The sequence below is a fragment of the Listeria floridensis FSL S10-1187 genome (assembly GCF_000525875.1).
Taxonomy (GTDB): Bacteria; Bacillota; Bacilli; order Lactobacillales; family Listeriaceae; genus Listeria; species Listeria floridensis.
In genome coordinates this window covers 39150-62033 of sequence record NZ_AODF01000006.1, presented here as the reverse complement: position 1 = coordinate 62033, position 22884 = coordinate 39150, and the positions used below count along the sequence as shown (strand labels likewise).

The following is a 22884-nucleotide window of genomic DNA, read 5'->3' as shown; positions in this document are numbered from 1 at the left end:
GTCTTTTTTCCATTCATAGCTTGAAAGAGGGACTATTTTTTATTTTTTATTTTATATCGCTATGAATCCCAGTAAGAAAGCGTAGTAGGGAGGTTTCATTTTTGTTAGGCGATTTATTTACTAAACCAAAGAAGAAAAAATATGCAGCGGTCCAATCAGAAGGAACAAAACATGAAGTTCCGGAAGGGATTATGACGAAATGCCCCAAATGTAAGAAGATTATGTATACAAAAGAACTTGAAAAAAAACTTGATGGTCTGCAGTCATTGCGGATTTCACCATCCGATTGGTGCACAAAAACGTATCAGTTTTCTTGTCGACCATGGATCGTTTCAAGAACTTGATGCCCATTTAAAGCCGGCTAATCCGCTTGGCTTTGAGGATTACATGGATCGTATCGAAAAAGATCAAGAAAAAGCCGAGATGAATGAAGCGATTATGACGGGAACTGCCGAAATAAATGGTGAACCGCTTGTGATTGCTGTCATGGATTCCCGCTTTCGAATGGCGAGCATGGGGAGCGTAGTTGGTGAAAAGATTTTACGTGCAGTCGAAAAAGCAGATGAATTAGGACGTCCATTCGTCATCTTTACAGCTTCTGGCGGTGCTCGGATGCAAGAAGGCATGCTGTCGCTAATGCAAATGGCGAAAACGTCAGCAGCATTTAAGCGTTTTAGCAATCATGGTGGGTTGGCTGTTACCGTGATGACACATCCGACAACTGGCGGAGTCTCTGCTAGTTTTGCTTCACTTGGAGATTTTAATTTTGCTGAACCAGGAGCATTAATCGGCTTTGCGGGTCGACGTGTTATTGAACAAACGGTTCGCGAAGAATTGCCGAAAGATTTTCAAACAGCAGAGTTTTTACTAAAGCATGGGCAGCTTGATGCTGTTATTTCACGTCTTGATTTAAAAGACAAACTGCATTTTGTACTGTCAATCCATGCGAAAAGTGAAGATAGCGGGGAGGATTCAACGGATGGCGAATGAGATGGATTTTGAAAAACCCGTACTTGAGCTTCGTACTAAGATTGCTGACTTAAAGGAATATAACGCTAAATCAGAGGTAGATCTTTCAAAAGAAATCGAAAAGCTTGAGCAACGTCTTGAAAAGCTTGAAGCTGATATTTACGGGAATATGACGGCATGGGATAAATTTCAAGTAGCGCGTCATCCAGAACGTCCAACGACATTAGATTATATTCCTCTTTTGTTCGAAGATTTTATGGAACTTCATGGCGACCGAACTTTTGGCGACGATGCAGCGATTGTAGGTGGTATTGCACGTTACAAAGGAATGCCAGTTACAGTGATTGGTCACCAGCGAGGGAAAGATACAAAGGATAACTTGCGTCGAAACTTTGGAATGCCTCATCCGGAAGGATTTCGAAAAGCGTTACGCTTAATGAAGCAGGCGAACAAATTTGGTCGTCCGATCATTTGCTTGATCGACACAAAAGGGGCTTATCCAGGACGTGCTGCGGAAGAGCGCGGTCAAAGCGAAGCAATTGCTCGAAACCTGTATGAAATGAGTGATATGGAAGTTCCGATTATTTCGATTGTAATTGGTGAAGGCGGAAGTGGCGGAGCTCTTGCGCTCGGCGCGGGCAACCAAATCTTCATGCTTGAAAATGCAGTATTCTCAGTGATCACCCCAGAAGGTGCAGCAGCTATTTTATGGAAAGATGCGAGTCTTGCGAAAAAAGCCGCTGAATCGATGCGTATTGCTGCAAGCGATCTTTATGAACTTGATATCATTGATGGAATTATTCCAGAAGTTCGCGGCGGTGCACATCACGATCTCAAAAAGCAAGCGCAATGGATCGATGAAACCTTGGCCAAGTCACTGCGAACGTTAACCTCATTTACAAAGGAACAGCTCGTTGAACAGCGTTATAATAAGTTTAAAAAAAATTGGAATTTATGAGTCTTAATCAATCAGACATCCTTGATTATTTTATAAGGGTGTCTTTTTTCTGAACTATACCAAATAAGAACTTTTTTCACAAATAAGGTGAATATCTTGGAAATGAATTATGTATAGACCAATTGTTTCTACTTGCTTTATTTGCAAGAGTTGCACGTATCTACCAATTATTTCTCTTGTTTTTAAATTTGTGTAAAACCTTTGAAAAAGCTGGATTTCAGGCTTTCCATTTATGGGGAATTGGGGTAGAATAGTAGCGTGTGATGGAAAAATAATATCATTGTCTGAGGTGGTAGTAAAAAATGAAACGTATTGCGATATTGACAAGTGGTGGCGACGCGCCGGGCATGAATGCTGCAGCACGTGCAGTCGTACGCAAAGCAATTTATGAAGGATTAGAAGTTTATGGAATTAATTACGGCTTTCTTGGACTTGTAAACGGAGATATCCACAAACTTGAACTCGGATCAGTCGGAGATAAAGTACAACGCGGAGGAACTTTCTTATATTCTGCCCGTTATCCGGAATTTGCAACGGAAGAAGGACAACTAAAAGGAATCGAACAACTGAAGAAACATCAGATTGACGGACTTGTAGTTATCGGAGGAGACGGCTCATATCATGGTGCTGAAGCTCTAACAAAACGCGGTTTTCCAACTATCGGAATTCCTGGAACAATCGATAACGACATTTCTGGAACTGATTTTACAATCGGTTTTGATACAGCGCTAAACACGGTTTTAGATGCTCTTGATAAAATCCGCGATACAGCAACAAGTCATGAACGTACTTTTATCATTGAAGTTATGGGACGCGACGCTGGGGATATTGCGCTTTGGTCAGGTCTTGCTGGCGGAGCAGAAGCCATTTTAGTGCCAGAAGTTGAATTCAACATGGAAGATATCGTAGGTCGTCTAAATAAAAGGACGCGAACGCGGTAAAAAACACAGCATTATTGTCGTTGCTGAAGGCGTAATGTCGGGGAATGAGTTTGCGAATCAACTCGCAGAATACGGCGATTATCATGCTCGTGTTACAGTTCTTGGGCACGTACAACGCGGCGGTAGCCCAACGGCATTTGACCGTGTACTTGCAAGCCGTTTAGGTTCACGTGCGGTTGATCTATTGCTTCAAAATCGCGGTGGTCTTGCTGTCGGTATCCGAGAAAATAAAATTGTTGAAAATGATATTACAGAAATATTGAAAGAAAAACATCAGCTGAACAATGAAATGTTTAAGCTAGCATCGATTCTTTCAATTTAAGCAGAAAGGTCACTAAGGATTGTTTAGTGACCTTTTTCGAAGTAAGTTATGAAAACAAGTTTTGAAAATAAGAATTGTTCTCATTTAAGTTATCTAGTTTTTACCGCCATGCTTAAAAAAGCTAGTTTGAACAAAAGTTCACATAGATCTTGTTTCACAAGGTTGTTACTGGTAAAATGAAGTAGATGTGTTTATAATGAGTAATGAATAGGCAGTTCTAGGAGGAATATTGAAGATGAAAAAAACGAAGATTATTTGTACTATTGGACCTGCTAGTGAATCAATTGAAACACTAGTAAAATTGATCGAATCGGGCATGAACGTAGCTCGACTTAATTTCTCTCACGGAGACTATGAAGAACACGGAGCTCGAATCAAAAACATTCGTGAAGCGGCAAAAATTACCGGTACTTCCGTTGCACTTTTACTAGACACAAAAGGTCCGGAAATCCGTACAAACGACATGGTTGACGGGAAAGTAGAATTTACCGAAGGCGATGTTGTTCGTATCGCAATGACTCCTGTAGAAGGTACAAAAGAAAAATTCTCTGTTACCTACGGAGAACTCTTTGATGATGTAGAAATCGGTTCAAGCATCTTACTTGATGACGGATTAATCGGTCTTGAAGTAATCGAAAAAGATGATTCAAACCGCGAACTTGTAACAAAAGTTTTAAATCCTGGCGTTCTTAAAAACAAAAAAGGTGTAAACGTACCAAACGTTTCAATTAATCTTCCTGGAATTACCGAAAAAGATGCGAATGATATTCGTTTTGGTTTGGAACAAGGGATCGACTTTATTGCAGCTTCATTTGTTCGTCGTGCTTCTGACGTGCTTGAAATCACTAAGATTTTGGAAGATAACGATGCGACTCACGTACAAATTATCCCTAAAATTGAAAATCAAGAAGGCGTTGACAATATTGACGAAATTCTTCAAGTTTCTCAAGGTTTAATGGTTGCACGTGGAGACCTTGGGGTTGAAATTCCTGCTGAGGAAGTTCCAATCGTTCAAAAAGAATTGATCAGAAAATGTAATAAATTAGGTAAACCAGTTGTAACTGCAACACAAATGCTTGATTCTATGCAAAGAAACCCTCGTCCGACTCGCGCGGAAGCATCAGATGTTGCCAATGCGATTTTCGATGGTACTGACGCAATTATGCTTTCTGGTGAAACAGCTGCGGGGGATTATCCAGTTGAATCAGTGCAAATGATGGCTAAAATTGCGATTCGTACTGAGGAAGCATTGATTACTCAAGATAAATTTGCGCTTAAGATGCATGCTAATACAGATATGACTGAAGCGATCGGTCAAGCAGTAGGACACACTGCTCGTAACTTGGATGTTCAAACAATTGTTGCAGCAACACAAAGCGGTCATACTGCTCGTATGATTTCAAAATATCGTCCTAAATCACATATCTTAGCAGTTACTTTCAACGAACATGTTTGCCGCGCATTGGCTCTTTCTTGGGGGGTTTATGCACGTCTTGCTGAACCTGTTCAAAATACAGATGATATGTTTGATTTAGCTGTAAAAGAAGCGCTAAATTCCGGTCTTGCTAAACAAGGCGATTTAATCATCATCACTGCTGGTGTTCCAGTTACCGAAAGCGGAACAACAAACTTGATGAAGATTCAATTGATCGGCGAAAAAGTAGTCAAAGGACATGGTGTAGGTCGTACTTCTGTAAGCGGAAAAGCAATTGTTGCGAAAAACAATAAAGAAGCGCTTGAAAAAACAGAAGAAGGCGGAATTCTTGTTGTGAAAACAACAGATAAAGAAATCATGCCAGCTTTTGAAAAGAGTGCAGCGGTTGTTGTTGAAGAAGGCGGACTTACTAGTCATGCTGCTGTTGTTGGTATCAACTTAGGAATCCCTGTGATTGTTGGTGCAAAAGATGCAACAGCGCTTATTAAAGACGGCGAAACGATTACAGTAGATGCTCGTCAAGGCAATGTATACAACGGAAAAACTGCTACTCATTAAGAAATAATTTCAAAGCTATCTTAGATGCATTAAAGCATCTAAGATAGCTTTTTTTCTTTATATTTTTTAAATCTATTGAAATGCGTTATAATGGTGGGATAGAAGAAATACTGGAGTTGATAAAATGAAAAATATGCTCGTTTATTGGTCAGTATATGGACTTGTCGAACTGATTCTCTATGTTTGGCTGTTTCATTGGATCGGTTTTTGGCCGCTCTTTTTGATTCAAGTTCTTTCAACTGCCTTTGGATTATTTATGTTTCGAAGAGTGGGGGGAACCTTATTCCGGAATATTTTAGACGGGCGCACAGTAACTCCTTACTTGCTTGATACAATCTGTTTTCTTTTTTTGCTGCGCTGTTCTTCACGATTCCAGGAGTTCTTACAACTTTATTTGGCTTGTTGCTATTTATTCCGTTTGTCAGAAAATATGTCAAACCGAGGCTTTCTAAATGGTTTTTAAGTCAAAGCAAACGTCCAAGTGATTACTACTTCGATATGTGACAAATTGAAGCGAGCTTTTATTGGAAGGCTCGCTTTTATTTCAAAAAGAATCATTCGGATTACTTATGTTATTTCGGAAACAGTATAGGTTTATTTTATGCTGAATGCGGATTTTATGGTATAATATTTTTATCTTACGGTACTCGTAAGGGAGCGAAAGGTGTTTATTATGTTCACTGAAAGCATGTTATTTTTATTACTATTTTTAGTTCTTGGCCTTGTTGCGAAAAATAATTCGCTCATTATCGGAGTTGCTGTTGTTATCATTTTAAAACTATTTACAACCAATACTAAGATTATGGAAGTCATCCAGTCAAAAGGGATAAATTGGGGCGTAACAATTATTACAATTGCTATCTTGATACCAATTGCGACTGGCCAGATCGGCTTTAAAGATTTGGTTGATTCGTTTAAATCACTAGCGGGATGGGTAGGTTTAAGTGCAGGGATTCTAGTTTCGATACTTTCACGAAAAGGGGTCGGCTATATGTCACAAGATCCTCAAATTACAGTGTCGCTTGTATTTGGAACCATTCTCGCAGTCGCATTGTTTCGCGGGATTGCTGCAGGGCCTGTTATCGCATCTGGGATTGCTTATATCGCGATGCAAACGATCACTTTTTTTACAAAATAAAGACATGAAAAGTTACATAAGGAGTTAAAGGAGGATTTATATGACGGTTTCAAAGGGGTTAGAAAATGTATATGTAGCAGAAACATCAATTAGCTCAATTATTGATGATACGCTTAAATATGTTGGATACAGTATTGATGATCTTGTGGAAAATAATGTGAGTTTCGAAGAAGTTGTCTATTTGCTATGGCATTTAAGGCTTCCAAATCGAGATGAGCTCAAGAAATTTCAAACTGAAATCAAAGAACACATGGTAGTCTCTGATACGATTATTACAAGTCTCCGAATGCAAAATCATCAAAAGCTTCATCCGATGAGTGTTCTTCGGACAACAGTTTCGATGCTTGGCGTTTTTGATACTGAATCAGAGCTTGATGACGGGGAATCAATTTACAAGAAAGGTCTCCGGCTGCAGGCGAAAATGCCCACCATCGTGGCTGCTTTTTCACGTATCCGTCGAGGTCTTGATCCTATTGCACCGCGTGAAGATCTTGGTATGGCTGCAAATTTTCTTTATATGCTTACTGGCGAAGAAGCCGATCCGCTTTCTGTTGAGGCGATGAATAAGGCACTCGTTCTTCATGCTGATCATGAATTTAATGCTTCAACTTTTACCGCGCGCGTTTGTGTGGCAACGCTTTCGGATGTTTATTCAGGGGTTACAGCTGCGATTGGCGCGCTCAAAGGTCCGCTTCACGGTGGAGCGAATGAACGTGTTTTTGATATGCTTGTCGAAATTGATCAGGCATCAAGCAATGTGAGAGATTATGTGCAATATAAAATTGATCAAAAGCAGAAAATTATGGGTTTTGGGCATCGTGTTTATCAAAATGGTGATCCCCGTGCAAAACATTTGAAGCAAATGTCAGAGCTTTTGACTCGCGAAAAAGGCGAAGAAAAGTGGTATACGTTATCGTGCCAAGTTGAAGAAGCGGTTTGGGAACTGAAACATTTGCGACCGAATGTTGATTTTTATTCGGCATCAGTTTACCATGCGCTTGGAATTGATGTTGATTTGTTCACGCTTGTATTTTCTGTAAGCCGTGTTTCTGGATGGCTTGCTCACATCTTTGAACAGTATCGTGACAATCGATTGATTCGTCCACGGGCCATTTATGTAGGCCCTGAGAACCGTGAATATCTACCGATTGAAGAACGAATCTAAGGAGGAAATAAAATAAATGGCAGAAAAAATTCAAGTAAAGAATGGTGTGCTTAATACACCAAACGAACCAATTATTCCTTTTATTGAAGGTGATGGAACTGGTCCAGATATATGGCGCGCAGCAAAACGCGTGTTGGATGCTGCAGTTGAAAAAGCCTATGCTGGAACTAAAAAAAATTGCTTGGAAAGAAGTTTTAGCAGGCGAAAAAGCATTTAATCAAACGGGTGAATGGCTTCCAAAAGAAACGCTTGATTCGATTTCAGAATATTTAATTGCAATAAAAGGCCCACTTACCACGCCAATTGGCGGCGGAATTCGATCGCTTAATGTGGCGCTTCGTCAAGAATTAGATCTTTATGTTTGTCTGCGTCCAGTGCGTTATTTTAATGGTGTTCCTTCGCCGGTGAAACGTCCTGAAGATACGGATATGGTGATTTTTCGAGAAAACACGGAAGACATTTATGCAGGGATTGAGTTTGCTGAGGGAAGTGCTGAGGCTAACAAATTGATTAAGTTTCTTGCAGATGAGTTTGGCGTAAACAAAATTCGTTTCCCAGAAACTTCTGGCATCGGCATTAAACCAATATCAAAGGAAGGCACGGAGCGGCTTGTTCGTGCAGCGATTGAGCTTGCGTTGAAGGAAAAACGTCAATCTGTAACGCTTGTTCATAAAGGAAACATTATGAAGTTCACTGAAGGTGCTTTTAAAAAATGGGGCTATGAGCTTGCTGAACGAGAGTACGGCGATCAAGTTTTCACTTGGAATGAATACGACCGCATCAAAGAAGCAGAAGGTGCAGAAGCGGCAGATCAAAAGCAAAATGAAGCCCTTCGTTCTGGCAAAATTCTGATCAAAGATTCGATTGCGGATATATTCTTGCAGCAGATTTTAACGCGTCCAGCTGAATTTGATGTAGTTGCAACGATGAACTTAAATGGTGATTATATTTCGGATGCACTTGCTGCCCAAGTGGGTGGTATCGGAATTGCTCCAGGTGCGAACATTAATTATCAAACGGGTCATGCAATTTTTGAAGCAACTCACGGCACAGCTCCAAAATATGCAGGGCTTGATAAAGTAAATCCGTCATCCGTTATTCTTTCAGGCACGCTGATGCTCGAACATCTGGGATGGACTGAAGCAGCTGAACTTATTACAGCTTCAATGGAAAAAACAATCCAAGCTAAGACCGTTACGTATGATTTTGCACGACTAATGGATGGTGCAACTGAACTTAAATGTTCGGAATTTGCGGATCAATTAATTGAAAATCTATGATAAAGTAAAGCTTTTCTGGGTTGTAATTTGTTTTTATTTATTTAATGTTCGTATTTGTAAGAGCGCAGTTTTTTCGCTGTGCTCTTTTTTTTGTTGCTTATAGCTGAAACTGTCAATGTACATGCGGATTATGGTAAAATGTAAACAAGTGTAATATTGAGAATGAGGAGGATTTTTCCTGTGAGTAAATTAATTTTGATCGATGGAAACAGTATTGCGAACCGCGCTTTTTATGCGCTCCCGCTTTTGACAAATGATAAAGGGGTATACACGAATGCGGTATATGGATTTGCAATGATGCTCAGCAATGTGCTCGAAAATGAAAAGCCAGATCATGTGCTTGTTGCTTTTGATGCAGGAAAAACAACTTTTCGCCATCAAACTTTTAAAGCCTATAAAGGCGGAAGGCAGAAGACGCCAAGTGAACTTAGCGAACAATTTCCGTTCATTCGCGAACTGCTTGATGCTTATGACATTCCGCGTTATGAACTTAAAGATTATGAGGCGGATGATATAATCGGAACGCTTGCGAAGCAAGCAGAAAAAAGAAAAAACTCAAAACGGTGATTATCACAGGAGACCGCGATTTGACTCAACTTGCAAGTGATGATGTGACGGTTTACATTACGAAAAAAGGCATCACAGATATGGAGAAAAACACGCCTGAAACTTTACGTGAAAAATTTGATCTTTCTCCTGAGCAAATTATAGATATGAAGGGATTAATGGGAGATTCTTCGGATAATATTCCTGGTATTCCGGGTGTGGGTGAGAAAACAGCGCTTAAATTACTGCATCAATACGGAGGAACGGTTGAAAGTGTGCTTGAGCACGCGGATGAAATTTCAGGTAAGAAGCTGCAGGAAAAAGTGATGGAAAATAAAGATTTGGCTCTTCTAAGCAAGGAACTGGCTACAATTAACACAGATTCGCCAATTGAAGTGAGTCTTAAAGATACGGCTTATACGGGCTATAACCCAGAAAAAGTAGTTCCGTTTTTGAAGGAAATGGATTTCAAATCGATTTTGAAAAATATCAGTAGCGAATCGGATGAAATGACCGAAAAGCAAGTTGTCGAAATCGATTATGAAATCGTAACGGAGTTAACGGAAAAGCACTTCGGATCGAAAACGGCATTATATGTTGAACTTGAAAACGATAATTATCATACGGCGCCGTTTATCGGCTTTGCTCTTCATTCAGATGCCGGCACTTTTTACTTTTCAAAGAAAACTGCTGAAAACAGTGCTGCGTTTAAAAAATGGGCGGAAACGGATAAAAATGAGAAGTTTGTTTATGATGCGAAAAAAGTGACTGTAGCACTTCACCGGATGGAGATCGAAATCAGTGGTATTTCGTTTGACATTATGCTCGCTTCTTATTTGCTTAATCCTTCGGAGACGATTGATGATTTTGCAAGTGTAGCGAGTTTGCATGATTATGAGAATGTGGAAACAGATGAAGCGATTTACGGTAAAGGAGCGAAATATGCTGTCCCAGATGAAGATGTTGTTGCGAATCATTTGGTTCATAAAGTTGTTGCAACGGATGAGCTTGTTAAACCATTAGCACGGGATCTCGAAGATAATGAACAGATGGAGCTAATGACGGAACTTGAATTGCCACTTTCGTTTGTACTTGCGAAGATGGAAATTCTCGGGGTTCGTGTGGATACGGATCGGCTTCTTGAAATGAAATCAGAGCTGGCAGAGCGAATTGATACGCTTGAGAAATCCATTCATGGGCTTGCTGGCTATGAATTTAATATTAATTCGCCAAAGCAGCTCGGGGTTGTGCTTTTTGAGAAGTTAGGGCTTCCTGTGATCAAGAAAACAAAAACTGGATATTCTACTGCGGCGGATGTGCTTGAGGCATTATCCGGTTCGCATCCAATTATTGAAGAAATTTTGACGTATCGACAGCTTGGGAAATTGCAGTCAACGTATATCGAAGGCTTGCTTAAGGTGACGGATAAGGATACGCACAAGGTTCACACGCGCTTTAATCAGACGCTTGCGCAAACGGGGCGGCTAAGTTCTGTGGATCCAAATTTGCAAAACATTCCGATCCGCCTCGAAGAGGGCCGCAAAATTAGGCAGGCCTTTGTCCCAAGTGAGCCGGGCTGGAAAATGTTTTCAGCCGATTATTCGCAAGTTGAACTGCGTGTCTTGGCACATATTTCGCAAGATGAAAACTTGATCTATGCGTTTAAGCACGATTATGACATTCATACGAAAACGGCGATGGATGTGTTTCACGTCGAGGAAGATCAAGTGGATTCATTGATGCGACGTCAAGCGAAAGCAGTCAACTTTGGGATTGTTTACGGTATTAGCGATTATGGCTTGTCACAAAATCTCGGAATTACTAGAAAAGCGGCAAAGGACTTTATTGATCGTTACTTTGAAAGTTATCCTGCGGTTCAAGAATATATGCACGATATTGTCAGAAAAGCGAAGGAAACTGGTTATGTAGAAACGATTCTACACCGGAGACGTTATATTCCGGAAATTACAAGCCGCAACTTTAATGTGCGAAGTTTTGCAGAGCGGACAGCTATGAACACGCCGATCCAAGGTAGTGCGGCTGATATTATTAAAAAAGCAATGATTTTGATGAGCGATCGGCTAAAACAAGAGAAACTAGAAGCGCGCTTACTGCTTCAAGTGCATGATGAACTTATTTTCGAAGCACCTAGTGATGAGATTGCAAAATTAGAAAAGATTGTACCGGATGTGATGGAAAATGCTGTGCAGCTGGATGTACCGCTTAAAGCGGACGCTGCTTACGGTGACACTTGGTATGATGCCAAATAAAGGGGTTTTAAAACATGCCGGAATTACCAGAAGTGGAAAATGTACGTAAAACTTTGAACGAACTAATTATTGGGAAAAAGATTGATCACGTGACGATTGGTGTCCCGAAAATGATGGTTCACACCGATCCGGATGAATTTCGGCTCGCGCTTGTCGGTCAAACATTCGAAGCGGTTAGGCGCCGCGGCAAATTCTTGATTTTTGACTTGACTGATTGTTCGATCTTGGCTCATTTGAGGATGGAAGGTAAATTTCGATTGAATGATGAAACGGATGAAGTGACAAAGCATACGCATGTCATCTTTCATTTTACGGATCATACAGAGTTGCGCTTTTTGGACGTTCGCAAGTTCGGAACAATGGAATGGATTGAAAAATACGGCGAAGTGAAAACTAAATCAATCGCAAAATTGGGTCCGGAACCATTTCCCGGAAGTTTTGAACTTGAACCATTTCGGTCGAAAATCATGAAATCATCTCGTGCAATTAAAACACTTTTGCTTGATCAAAAGTACGTGGCTGGAATCGGAAATATTTATGCGGATGAAATTTGTTACCGCGCTAAGGTCTTACCAATGCGACCCGCGGATTCGCTTTCAGAAATTGAAGTCAGCCGCATTTATGAGGAAACGATGACGATTATGGAAGAAGCGGTTGCGCTTGGCGGCTCAACGATTCGAACGTATGTCAATTCGCAAGGAAAGCTTGGGCAGTTTCAAGAAAAATTAGTGGTCTACGGTCATGACGGGGACGCTTGTCCAATTTGCGGAACTGTCATAGAGAAAATCAAATTAAACGGGCGGGGCACACATTTTTGTCCGCATTGCCAGAAATAGGAGCTGAAATAATGGGATTTACACTTGGGCTTACAGGAAGTATTGCGACGGGAAAATCAACGGTCAGTAAAATGCTTAGTGATGCTGGGATTCCAATTATTGATGCGGATGTGTCAGCCCGAAGAGCAGTTGAAAAGGGCACGGACGGACTCGCGTCCATTGTAGATTTTTTTGGGAGCGATATTTTGCTTCCAGATGGTCAACTTGACCGAGCAAAGCTTGGCTCGATTGTTTTTATGAATGAAGATAAACGGGAACAATTGAATCGAATAGTCCACCCATTTGTACAGCAAGATATGTTAAACGAACGCAAAAAATGTTTCGAGGCAGGGGAAATGATGGTTGTGTTTGATATTCCACTGCTTTTTGAAAGTGAACTTGCAAATATGGTTGATGAGGTGCTTGTGGTTTGGACGACTGAAGAGGTTGAGCTTGAAAGGCTTATGGCACGAAACAACTTAACGAAAGCTGAAGCTCTGGCGCGTATCCAATCGCAAATTGGGATTTCAAAAAAGAAAGCTTGGGCGGATTTTTTGATTGATAACAACGGGACAAAAGAAGAAACGAAACGGCAAGTTGATCAGCTTTTACAGGAACTTAGCCGTCGTGGTATAATGAAGCGAAATAATGGGGGTGAATGAACTTGAAATGTCCATCTTGTAAGTATAATGGTACTCGTGTTGTTGATTCTCGCCCCGCAGATGATGGAAATTCGATCAGAAGGCGGCGTGAATGTGAGAATTGCGGATTTAGGTTTACGACGTTTGAAAAGATTGAAGAAAGTCCGTTGATTGTTGTGAAAAAAGACGGTGCACGTGAGGAGTTTGCGCGTGATAAAGTACGTCGTGGTTTGATTCGGGCTTGCGAAAAACGCCCTGTCAGTGTGGAAAAGCTAGAGGAAGTTGTCTCAGAAGTGGAGCATGAATTAAGAGGTCTTGGCGAAAGTGAAATCCCTTCTGATTTAATTGGCGAAAAAGTAATGGATAAGCTTGCGAAGATTGATGAAGTGGCTTATGTCCGCTTTGCTTCGGTTTATCGTCAGTTTAAAGATATTAATGTGTTTGTAAATGAATTAAAAGAATTGATGGAGAAAAATAATAAAGGATGAGATTGGCTTGACAGAATTTTGGATGGAATTAAGACCGGTTGACGGCTATCTTGTGAAGGCAGACGGCGTGATAACTGAATTTGACCGCAAGGTGATCACAAAGCTGTACCAACCGCTTATGGGCGCAGCATCTCTTTCTCTTTATTTGTCTTTGCTTGAAGAAATTGAAGAAACACGGCTTTGGAGCAAGGAAAAACCGCATTCGCAGCTTTTAAGTGCGCTTGGGTTGTCTCTGAAAGCTTTTTTTTGAAGCTCGTTTGAAACTTGAAGGGTTGGTGGCTTTTGCGAACGTTCCAAAAAAGCGGAAGTGATGCGCAGTATTTTGTTTATCAATTGCTTGCCCCGCTTAATCCAAAACAGTTTTTTCAAGACGGGCTACTGAACATTTATTTGTTTAGTCAGGTAGGAAACCGCAGATACCAGTTGCTACAGCAGATGTTTTCAGATAATTCGTTTGACAGTACCGGGTATAGTGAGCTTACACGCTCATTTCAGGATGTTTTTGCGCCTTTTCGTGGAGGTATGGAAACGCCTCGTATAGAGGAGCAGTCCGAATATGTTGAGCCGAAACCCCAAGCGCCAATTAAGCTCGATGCGATTGATTTTGATTGGACTTATTTTTATAATCTGCTTTCACCAAACATGTTAAGCAGAAATCAAATTACAGAGGAAGTTGCAGATACAATTTTGAAGATGCATGCGATTTATCAAATTGATGAAGCTGAGATGCCTTCTTTTTTTGTACCGTGCTCTTGATGCGAAAGGAAATATTGTACCTGAGCAGTTGCGGAAAATTATTCGGGAAAGTTATCAGATTGAACATCAAGATTTACCAAAGCTTGTTATGCGTAAACCGGAGCAAGCACTCGTCAATCAGGAAGAGCAAGTGCAGCTGAATGATGAGGATGCTCTTCAATTGTATCTTGAAAGTGTAACACCGTTTCAACTGCTTGTTGACATTGCAGACGGGGCAGAACCGGCGGAAACGGATCTTAAGGTGATTGAAGATGTAATGACAAAGCAGAACTTGCCACAACCAGTGATGAATGTTTTGATCGAATATGTCTTACTTCGGCTAGATGGTAAAATTTCAAGAAATTATATGATGACGATTGCTGCTCACTGGAAGCGAAAGCGGGTAAAAACAGCTAAGGAAGCTATGGAACTTGCACTTGCGGAACATGAAAAGTACAAAAGATTGCAAGAGGAACCGGAGCTTAAAAGGTCGAACAAAGCCCCGTTTTCGAGAAAACAACGTACGGAGGTTTTGCCTGATTGGTTTGATAAAGAGGAGACGGAGCCTGCGGAAAGCGAGCTTTCCGAACGTGAAAAGGAAACGCTCGAGGAGCAAGTGGAGCGCATTAAACGACAATTGAAGAGGTAGGTGAAACGGGATGGATAAAATCGAACGAACGCTTGGTCAGCTGTTCAGCGGCCGTGATTTTGAGAAGGAATATGGTGAGTTGAAAGAAAAAGTGCTGAATTATGAACCGATTCGGAAGTTTTTGGCGGAACACAGAGCAGATGTGACGGATCAACTGATCAACCAAAATATTTCAAATTTATATGAATTCATGACTCAAGATGAGAAATTTCAAGCGAAAGAAGAAACACTCATGCCGGGCTATGCTCCGAAATTGGTGCTTGATGGCGAGTTTATTACAGTAACGTATTATCCGACTCCAGAAAAAATCGAGGCAGATAAAAGACGGAATGTGGAGCGGCGAATTCGCTCGCTTTATATGCCGAAACAAATTCTCGAAGCATCACTTGATCATTTTTATACGGATGAGGAAGACCGGCAACGAGCGCTCGTTGAAGCATTTAATTTCCTTGAGCATTATCCAAATCAAGCGGGTGAACCAGTGAAAGGACTTTTTATTCACGGCAGTTTTGGTACGGGAAAATCCTATTTGCTTGGCGCGCTTGCTAGAGAACTCGCTCTTCGCGGTGTTTCATCGACGCTTGTTTATTTGCCGGAATTTATGCGAGAGATTAAACAATCGATTTCTGATAATACGGTAAGTGAAAAAAATTGAGTTTGCTAAGGAAACGGAAATTTTAATGCTCGATGATATTGGTGCAGAAGCGATGACGGCTTGGACGCGTGATGAAGTACTCGGTGCGATTTTACAATTCCGGATGCAAGAAGAACTGCCGACATTCTTTTCTTCTAATTACAACATGAAACAACTGGAAGCTCACCTTACGTTTACGCAAAATGGGATGGAAGAGCAACTTAAAGCACGCCGAATTATGGAACGGATTCGCTTTTTATCAAAAGAAGTGCCGCTTGAAGGGAAAAATAGACGTAAATAAAAAACATGAAAGGGCTTGCCAAAATGTTTTTTTTGTGCGTATACTTAAATTAATAGCTCAAAAGTACTGATAAGGACAACCGTCTTGATGGACTGTTTCAGAGAAGGAGGGGAAGCTGAGAACCTCCAAACAGGAATTGAAGAACGGACCCCCTTTGAACTTCTATTTGGAAAGCGCTACTTGCGTGAGTAATGGTAGACGAGTCGCTCTCGTTATCAGCGGCAAGAGGAAATGAACGTTTTTCGTTTGTTTCAAATCTTGGGTGGAACCACGAGTATAACTCGTCCCTTGTTTTTAGGGACGAGTTTTTTATTTGTTCAAAGGAATTTGTTTTTACCAGCAACTAAAAATTTCAAAGGAGAGAATAACATGAAAATTTCATTTCCAGATGGAGCCGTAAAAGAATTTGAAAACGGCGTATCAACAGCGGATATCGCAGAATCAATCAGCCCTAGTTTGAAGAAAAAAGCACTGGCGGGGAAAATTAACGGGGAGCTGATTGACCTTGTTACACCAATTGAAGAAGATGGAGCAATTGAAATCGTAACACCTGATCATCCGGATGCGCTTGGGATTTTACGCCATAGTTCAGCACATTTGCTTGCTCAAGCGGTAAAACGCTTATATCCGGATGCGAAATTCGGGGTTGGTCCTGCCATTGATACAGGTTTCTACTATGACATTGATTCGGATAGCGTGATCAGTGAAGAGTCTTTCCCAGAAATTGAAAAAGAAATGAATAAAATTGTGAAGGAAAACTTGCCGATTTCACGTGAAGTTGTTTCGCGCGAGGAAGCCATTAAGCGGTTTAAAGAGATTGGCGATCCGTATAAATTGGAGCTGATCGAAGCGATTCCAGCAGATGAAGACGTAACGATCTATACGCAAGGTGAATTTTTCGATCTTTGTCGTGGGATTCATGTTCCTTCGACAGGGAAAATTCAAGTGTTCAAGCTCCTAAGTGTGGCAGGCGCTTACTGGCGCGGCGATAGCAACAACAAGATGCTACAGCGGATTTATGGTACTGCGTTCTTCTCGAAAGAAGATTTGGAAGAATTTCTCAAGATGCAAGAGGAAGCTCGCGAGCGTGATCACCGCAAACTTGGTAAGGAACTTGATTTGTTTGCAAACTCAGCTGAGGTTGGGCAAGGTTTACCGCTTTGGCTACCAAAAGGTGCTACGATTCGTCGCGTAATTGAACGCTACATTGTGGATAAGGAAGAAAGTTTAGGATATAACCATGTTTATACGCCGGTAATGGCCAATGTTGAGCTTTATAAAACAAGCGGTCACTGGGATCACTATCAAGACGATATGTTCCCGACGATGAAGATGGATAATGAAGAATTAGTTCTTCGTCCAATGAACTGCCCGCATCACATGATGATTTATAAGAACGACATTCACAGTTACCGCGAACTTCCGATTCGGATTGCAGAGCTTGGTCTTATGCACCGTTATGAAATGAGTGGAGCACTTTCTGGTCTTCAACGGGTTCGTGGAATGACACTTAATGATGCGCATGTATTTGTTCGTCCAGATCAAATTAAAGATGAATTCAAACGTGTGCTTGAACTTGTGCTTGAGGTATATAAAGATTTCAATATCACGGATTATAATTTCCGTCTTAGCTACCGCGATCCTGAAAACACTGAAAAGTATTTTGATGATGATGCTATGTGGGAAAAAGCTCAAACAATGCTGAAAGAAGCTATGGATGAAATGGGTATGGATTACTTCGAAGCGGAAGGCGAAGCAGCATTCTATGGTCCTAAGCTTGATGTGCAAGTGAAAACTGCCATTGGCAAAGAAGAAACGCTTTCAACAGTTCAACTTGACTTCTTGCTACCTGAACGTTTTGACTTAACATATATCGGCGAAGATGGGGAAAAACATCGTCCGGTCGTTATTCACCGCGGGGTTGTTTCGACTATGGAACGTTTTGTAGCTTATTTGATTGAAGAGTATAAAGGTGCTTTCCCTACTTGGCTTGCTCCTGTTCAGATGGAAATTATTCCGGTTAATGCTGACGCTCATCTCGAGTATGCAAAGGAAGTGCAAGCTAAGTTACAACGTGCTAAATTCCGTGTTGAAGTCGATGATCGCAATGAAAAGCTCGGCTATAAGATTCGCGAAGCGCAAACGCAAAAAATCCCTTATGCTCTTGTGTTAGGAGATCAAGAAGCGGAAAGTGGCGAAGTGAATGTGCGACGTTACGGCTCGCAAGATTCGGAAAATATGCCAATCGAGAAATTTATCGAAATGGTATCGCAAGAAGTAAATAAATACTAGATTTTTTGAAACGCTTTTCCTGCTCGTTGTTGTGGGAAAAGCGTTTTTCCGTTATACTAGAACGAGATTAAGAAAAGGATGGGCTGAAATTTATGCAGGTACACAATGTTGAACTGGTCATTAGTGCGGTATGGCAAGAACAGTATCCGGAAGGCGACTTGCCGGAATTTGCGCTTGCTGGACGTTCAAATGTCGGGAAATCTTCTTTTATTAATAAAATGATCGGCCGCAAAAGTATGGCGCGAATTTCGCAAAAGCCAGGGAAAACACAAACACTCAATTTTTATAAGATTGAAGAAATGCTTTATTTTGTTGATGTGCCGGGTTACGGTTTTGCGAAAGTATCGAAAAAAGAACGTGAAAAATGGGGCGAAATGATTGAAACTTATATCACGTCGCGTGAACAGTTGCGAGCGGTAGTTCAGATCATTGATTTGCGTCATAAACCGACTGCGGATGATGTGATGATGTATGAGTTTTTGAAATACTATCAAATTCCCGTCGTTGTAGTGGCGACTAAAGCGGACAAAATCCCGCGTAGCAAATGGCATAAAAATGCGAAAGTTGTGAAGGAAACGCTTGATTTTGATCCAGAAGATGATTTTGTAATGTTTTCATCAGAAACTGGAATGGGCAAAGAAGAAGCATGGAGTTTTTTAGAAGCAAAATTAGGGGAATAATTAGGGCTGTCTCTGGCAGCTCTTTTTTTTGTAACCTAAAGCTTCAATTTCACAAACTGTGTGATTGAATAAACGTAGTGAGAAGTGCTAAAATGGGTGTAACACACTTTAGGGGGACTTGCGGATGTATATACTTTCTGTTGGGCTGAATCATAAAACAGCACCGATTGAGGTTCGCGAAAAATTCAGCTTTTCTGAAACGGAAGAGGAAAAAGCGCATCAAACATTGCAGCAGGAGAAAAGTATTCTAGAAAACGTAATTCTGTCAACTTGTAATCGAACAGAGATCACAGCAGTTGTCGATCAAATTCATACAGGGAAATATTATCTGAAACGTTTCCTTGCAGACTGGTTTAACATCGGTCTTGAGGAGGCTTCTTCGTATTTATTTTTCCATGAAGAAGAGGCGGCGGTAAAGCATCTTTATGAAGTGGCGTGCGGGCTCGATTCGCTTGTCCTTGGTGAGACACAAATCCTTGGTCAGGTAAAACATGCTTTTGCTGTGGCGCAGGAAGCTGGGACAACGGGAACAATATTAAACCAACTATTTCGCGAAGCGGTTCATTTCGCGAAAAATATGCACCATCAAACAAAAATCAATGAAAATGCTGTTTCGGTTAGTTACGCAGCTGTTGAAATCGCAAAAAATATCTATACAGAACTTAACGACAAAACGGTACTGCTTATCGGGGCTGGGAAAATGAGTGAACTAGCGATGCAAAATCTGGCTGGAAGCGGCGTTCGTGAGCTAGTGTTGATCAACCGAACGACTGAAAAAGCAGAGCTTCTTGCTAATCAATTTACAGCGCGGGTAGGTCGTTTTGAAGATATGCACATGGAACTTCTTCATGCGGATATTGTGCTCGTTTCTACATCTGCAGAAAACTATTTACTATGCGAAGCAGACATCGAACCAATTTGCAGCAAGCGCAATTCCCCTCTTCTTATTATCGACATTGCTTTACCGAGGAACGTTGATCCGAAAATCAATCAATTACAAGGTGTCTATCTGTATGATTTAGACGATCTTGAAGGGGTTATTTCTGCAAATACGGAAGAACGTCGGCAAATTGTGGAGGAAACAAAGAGGGCAATTGCTGCAGAGGCTGATCTTTTTTTCGAATGGGAACGTCAACTTGGCGTGGTACCACTGATTCGCGAGCTACGCGAGCAAGCTTTAACTATTCAAGAAACGACCATGCAAAGTCTTGAAAATAAACTCCCAGGTCTTACAGAACGCGAATATACGATGATCGGGAAGCATATGAAGAGCATTATCAACCAAATGTTAAAACAGCCGATATTAGAAGTGAAAGAAATGACAGGAAAACCGAATAGTCATGACCAGATCGAAACTTTTAAAGCTATTTTTGATCTTTCCGGCAACCATCAGCTTAAACAACAAGAGCATAAAAAAGAACTGAACGAGGTGAAGAAATGACAAGAGAAATTATTGTCGGTTCAAGGCGAAGTAAACTTGCTTTAACGCAAACTCGCTGGGTCATTGCTCGCCTTTCCGAACATTTTCCCGAGTACCAATTTAAAATTCATGAAATCGTGACAAAAGGCGACAAGATTCTTGATGTCACTTTGAGTAAAGTCGGCGGTAAGGGGTTGTTCGTTTCTGAAGTTGAAGAAGCGCTGGCTGATGAAACGATCGATTTTGCTGTACATAGTATGAAAGATGTCCCGAGCGTACTTCACGAAGGGCTTGTAATCGGAGCAATTCCGAAGCGAGAATCTCCATTTGACTGTATTGTTTTTGATCAAGCAAGGCGTCTCTCTGATTTAAAAGAAGGGGCGGTTATTGGAACGAGCAGTTTGCGACGAGCGGTTGAAATACTACGTTATCGCCCGGACTTTGAGATTCGTTCGATTCGCGGAAATATCGACACAAGGCTCCGTAAATTGAAGGAAGAAGCATTTGATGCGATTATTTTGGCTGAAGCCGGTCTTAGCAGAATGGGCTGGCTCGAAACGGGAGAGCTGCATCTTGAGCACCTTCAGCCGGAAGTGTGTCTGCCAGCAGTTGGGCAAGGCGCGCTCGCAGTGGAGTGTCGAGCTGACGACAACGAACTAACGAATATGCTTGCACGAATTCACGATCCAGATACAGCTTTCCCAGTACAAGCGGAACGCAGCTTTCTTGAAACACTTGCCGGCGGTTGTGAAATCCCGATTGCTGGTTTTGCAGAGAAGCAAGGGGATGAGCTGTATTTTCGCGGACTAGTTTCAAGCGTAGACGGCAAACAGCGCTTGACGGTTGAAAAACAGGGAACCAATCCGAAAGATGTTGGTGTGAAGGCGGCTGAAACATTGCTTGAAGCTGGAGCTGCCAAACTGATCGCGGAGCTTCGAAATGGCTGAAACTATTTTTTTAACCCGTGAAGCGGATAAAAATGAAGCCAGCCAAAAAGTATTAAAAGCGGCTGGAATTGATGCTGTGTCTGTTCCGATGATTCAAATACAGCCGCTCGCCTTTACGTTTACCTCTGAAATGTTGCAAGCTGATTGGGTTTTCTTCACAAGCCAAAATGCCGTTCGTTATTTTTTTTGACGGTGTCAAATCACTTCCAGCCACACTTAAAGTGGCATCTATTGGAGCAAAAACATCCGATATGCTGTATGACAAAGGAATTTCAGTTAATTTTGAACCAAGTCAATATGAAACAACCCTTTTTTTTGAGAGAGTGGTTTGCGCACTATGGAAAGACAGCGAACACAGTACTTTTACCGCAGAGCGCGATTGGGAAATCGACAATTCCTGTTTTTTTAGAAGGAAAGGGGATTGCTTGCAACCGAATCCCGCTTTACGATACCATCTTGCCAAGTGATGCTTTGACGAAACTTGAAACCGCGCTTCAATTGCATCCTAATTTTCTTGCTGTTTTTGCGAGTCCATCGGCTTGGCGAAACTTTCTACACGTTTTACGCCAGACTAGCTTCAATCGGCCATTTCGTATCGCCTCGATTGGCGAAGTGACAACAGCAGCGATTAAGCAGGACGGATACAACGTACAGTTAGAACCAAAACTTTATACGATGAATCATTTAATTGATTTAATCATAGAGGAGAGAAGTAAATAATGACAAAACCATTTGATCGGCATCGTCGTTTACGTTCATCACAAGCAATGCGAGATTTAGTACGTGAAACTGAACTTACGATGAACGACTTTATTTATCCAATTTTCGTAAAAGAAAGCGGAACAGAAAAAACGGAGGTCTCATCAATGCCAGGTGTTTTCCAGTTTCCGCTGCATATGCTTGAGCAAGAAATGGAAGAAATTCGTGCGGCCGGCATCAAAGCCGTTATTCTTTTCGGACTTCCAAAAGAAAAAGATGAAATCGGGACGGGAGCTTTTCACGATCACGGTATCGTCCAAGAAGCGACTCGTTTAATCAAAGAAAAATTCAAAGATATCCTTGTTGTCGCCGATACTTGCTTGTGCGAATTTACGAGCCACGGGCATTGCGGTGTTGTTAATGGCGAAGAAATTTTGAATGATGAATCGCTTGAAATCTTGAAGAATACGGCTGTCAGTCAAGCAAAAGCAGGGGGGGGATATTATTGCGCCAAGCAACATGATGGATGGCTTTGTAACGGTTATCCGCGAAGGACTAGATGAAGCAGGATTTACCAACATTCCGATTATGTCTTACGCAGTCAAATACGCATCTTCATTTTATGGTCCGTTCCGTGACGCAGCAGATGGGGCGCCACAATTCGGCGATCGCAAAACCTATCAAATGGACCCAGCAAATCGGGAAGAAGCCTTTCGCGAAGCAGCAAGCGATGAAGTAGAAGGAGCGGATTTTCTAATCGTGAAACCGGCGCTCTCCTATCTTGATATTGTACGCGATATTCGAGGTGCAACACATCTTCCTGTTGTCGCCTATAATGTGAGCGGTGAATATGCTATGGTTAAAGCGGCTGCACAAAATGGTTGGATTGACGAACAGAAGATTGTTCTTGAAATGCTGACAAGTATGAAACGTGCTGGCGCTTCACTTATTATCACTTATTTCGCTAAAGATGCTGCTGGCTACTTAGCTGACTAAAAAAC

Annotated in this window: 12 protein-coding genes, 9 pseudogenes and 1 other annotated feature; all 21 genes and pseudogenes read left to right on the top strand. The window is 41.4% G+C overall.

What is annotated here, in order from left to right:
• The first annotated feature begins 101 nt into the window (after window positions 1–101).
• The 21 genes and pseudogenes from accD to hemB all read left to right on the top strand — a co-directional run bounded on the left by accD (window position 102) and on the right by hemB (window position 22879).
• Window positions 102–990: pseudogene (accD, locus tag MFLO_RS03575) on the top strand (acetyl-CoA carboxylase, carboxyltransferase subunit beta).
• Window positions 980–1934: pseudogene (gene accA / locus MFLO_RS03570) on the top strand (acetyl-CoA carboxylase carboxyl transferase subunit alpha). The pseudogenes accD and accA overlap by 11 nt, the downstream one beginning before the upstream one ends.
• 295 nt (window positions 1935–2229) lie before the next feature.
• Window positions 2230–3190: pseudogene (gene pfkA, locus MFLO_RS03565) on the top strand (6-phosphofructokinase).
• Between the two features lie 235 nt (window positions 3191–3425).
• Complete coding sequence (pyk, locus tag MFLO_RS03560; RefSeq protein ID WP_036096428.1) at window positions 3426–5183, top strand: pyruvate kinase; 1758 nt, start codon at window positions 3426–3428, stop codon at window positions 5181–5183.
• A gap of 124 nt (window positions 5184–5307) precedes the next feature.
• A pseudogene (locus MFLO_RS16945) lies at window positions 5308–5687 on the top strand (FxsA family protein).
• Window positions 5688–5856: 169 nt separating this feature from the next.
• Complete coding sequence (locus MFLO_RS03550; protein ID WP_036096474.1) at window positions 5857–6321, top strand: DUF441 domain-containing protein; 465 nt, start codon at window positions 5857–5859, stop codon at window positions 6319–6321.
• A gap of 40 nt (window positions 6322–6361) precedes the next feature.
• Window positions 6362–7486, top strand: a complete 1125-nt coding sequence (gene citZ / locus MFLO_RS03545) for a citrate synthase (protein ID WP_036096427.1) — start codon at window positions 6362–6364, stop codon at window positions 7484–7486.
• Between the two features lie 16 nt (window positions 7487–7502).
• Window positions 7503–8766: pseudogene (gene icd, locus MFLO_RS03540) on the top strand (NADP-dependent isocitrate dehydrogenase).
• 180 nt (window positions 8767–8946) lie between these two features.
• Window positions 8947–11582 (top strand): annotated as a pseudogene (gene polA, locus MFLO_RS03535) (DNA polymerase I).
• Window positions 11583–11596: 14 nt separating this feature from the next.
• Window positions 11597–12418, top strand: a complete 822-nt coding sequence (gene mutM, locus MFLO_RS03530; RefSeq protein WP_036096425.1) for a DNA-formamidopyrimidine glycosylase — start codon at window positions 11597–11599, stop codon at window positions 12416–12418.
• A gap of 11 nt (window positions 12419–12429) precedes the next feature.
• On the top strand, window positions 12430–13059 hold the full coding sequence (coaE, locus tag MFLO_RS03525) for a dephospho-CoA kinase (RefSeq protein ID WP_036096424.1): 630 nt from the start codon (window positions 12430–12432) through the stop codon (window positions 13057–13059).
• 2 nt (window positions 13060–13061) lie between these two features.
• Window positions 13062–13526, top strand: coding sequence for a transcriptional regulator NrdR (gene nrdR, locus MFLO_RS03520; protein WP_036096423.1), 465 nt, complete (start codon window positions 13062–13064; stop codon window positions 13524–13526).
• Window positions 13527–13533: 7 nt separating this feature from the next.
• A pseudogene (locus tag MFLO_RS03515) lies at window positions 13534–14910 on the top strand (replication initiation and membrane attachment family protein).
• A 10-nt stretch (window positions 14911–14920) separates the two neighbouring features.
• Window positions 14921–15845, top strand: a pseudogene (dnaI, locus tag MFLO_RS03510) (primosomal protein DnaI).
• 57 nt (window positions 15846–15902) lie between these two features.
• Window positions 15903–16137 (top strand) — a binding site (T-box leader).
• 77 nt (window positions 16138–16214) lie between these two features.
• Window positions 16215–18137: a threonine--tRNA ligase gene (thrS, locus tag MFLO_RS03505; RefSeq protein WP_036096422.1), complete on the top strand. Its 1923-nt coding sequence runs from the start codon at window positions 16215–16217 to the stop codon at window positions 18135–18137.
• Between the two features lie 92 nt (window positions 18138–18229).
• A complete protein-coding gene (yihA, locus tag MFLO_RS03500; protein ID WP_036096421.1) occupies window positions 18230–18817 on the top strand; it encodes a ribosome biogenesis GTP-binding protein YihA/YsxC in 588 nt (195 codons plus the stop codon).
• A gap of 124 nt (window positions 18818–18941) precedes the next feature.
• A complete protein-coding gene (gene hemA, locus MFLO_RS03495) occupies window positions 18942–20258 on the top strand; it encodes a glutamyl-tRNA reductase (RefSeq protein WP_036096419.1) in 1317 nt (438 codons plus the stop codon).
• The gene (gene hemC / locus MFLO_RS03490; protein WP_036096418.1) at window positions 20255–21184 is read left to right on the top strand and encodes a hydroxymethylbilane synthase; all 930 of its coding nucleotides are present in this window, start codon (window positions 20255–20257) and stop codon (window positions 21182–21184) included. Before hemA ends, hemC begins: the two co-directional genes overlap by 4 nt.
• Window positions 21177–21374: a uroporphyrinogen-III synthase gene (locus tag MFLO_RS03485; RefSeq protein ID WP_036096416.1), complete on the top strand. Its 198-nt coding sequence runs from the start codon at window positions 21177–21179 to the stop codon at window positions 21372–21374. The genes hemC and MFLO_RS03485 overlap by 8 nt, the downstream gene beginning before the upstream one ends.
• Before the next feature lie 107 nt (window positions 21375–21481).
• Window positions 21482–21904 carry a uroporphyrinogen-III synthase gene (locus tag MFLO_RS03480; RefSeq protein ID WP_162148132.1) on the top strand — a complete coding sequence of 141 codons (423 nt, stop codon included), beginning with the start codon at window positions 21482–21484 and terminating at the stop codon, window positions 21902–21904.
• Window positions 21904–22879: pseudogene (hemB, locus tag MFLO_RS03475) on the top strand (porphobilinogen synthase). The gene MFLO_RS03480 and the pseudogene hemB overlap by 1 nt, the downstream one beginning before the upstream one ends.
• Window positions 22880–22884 lie beyond the last annotated feature (5 nt).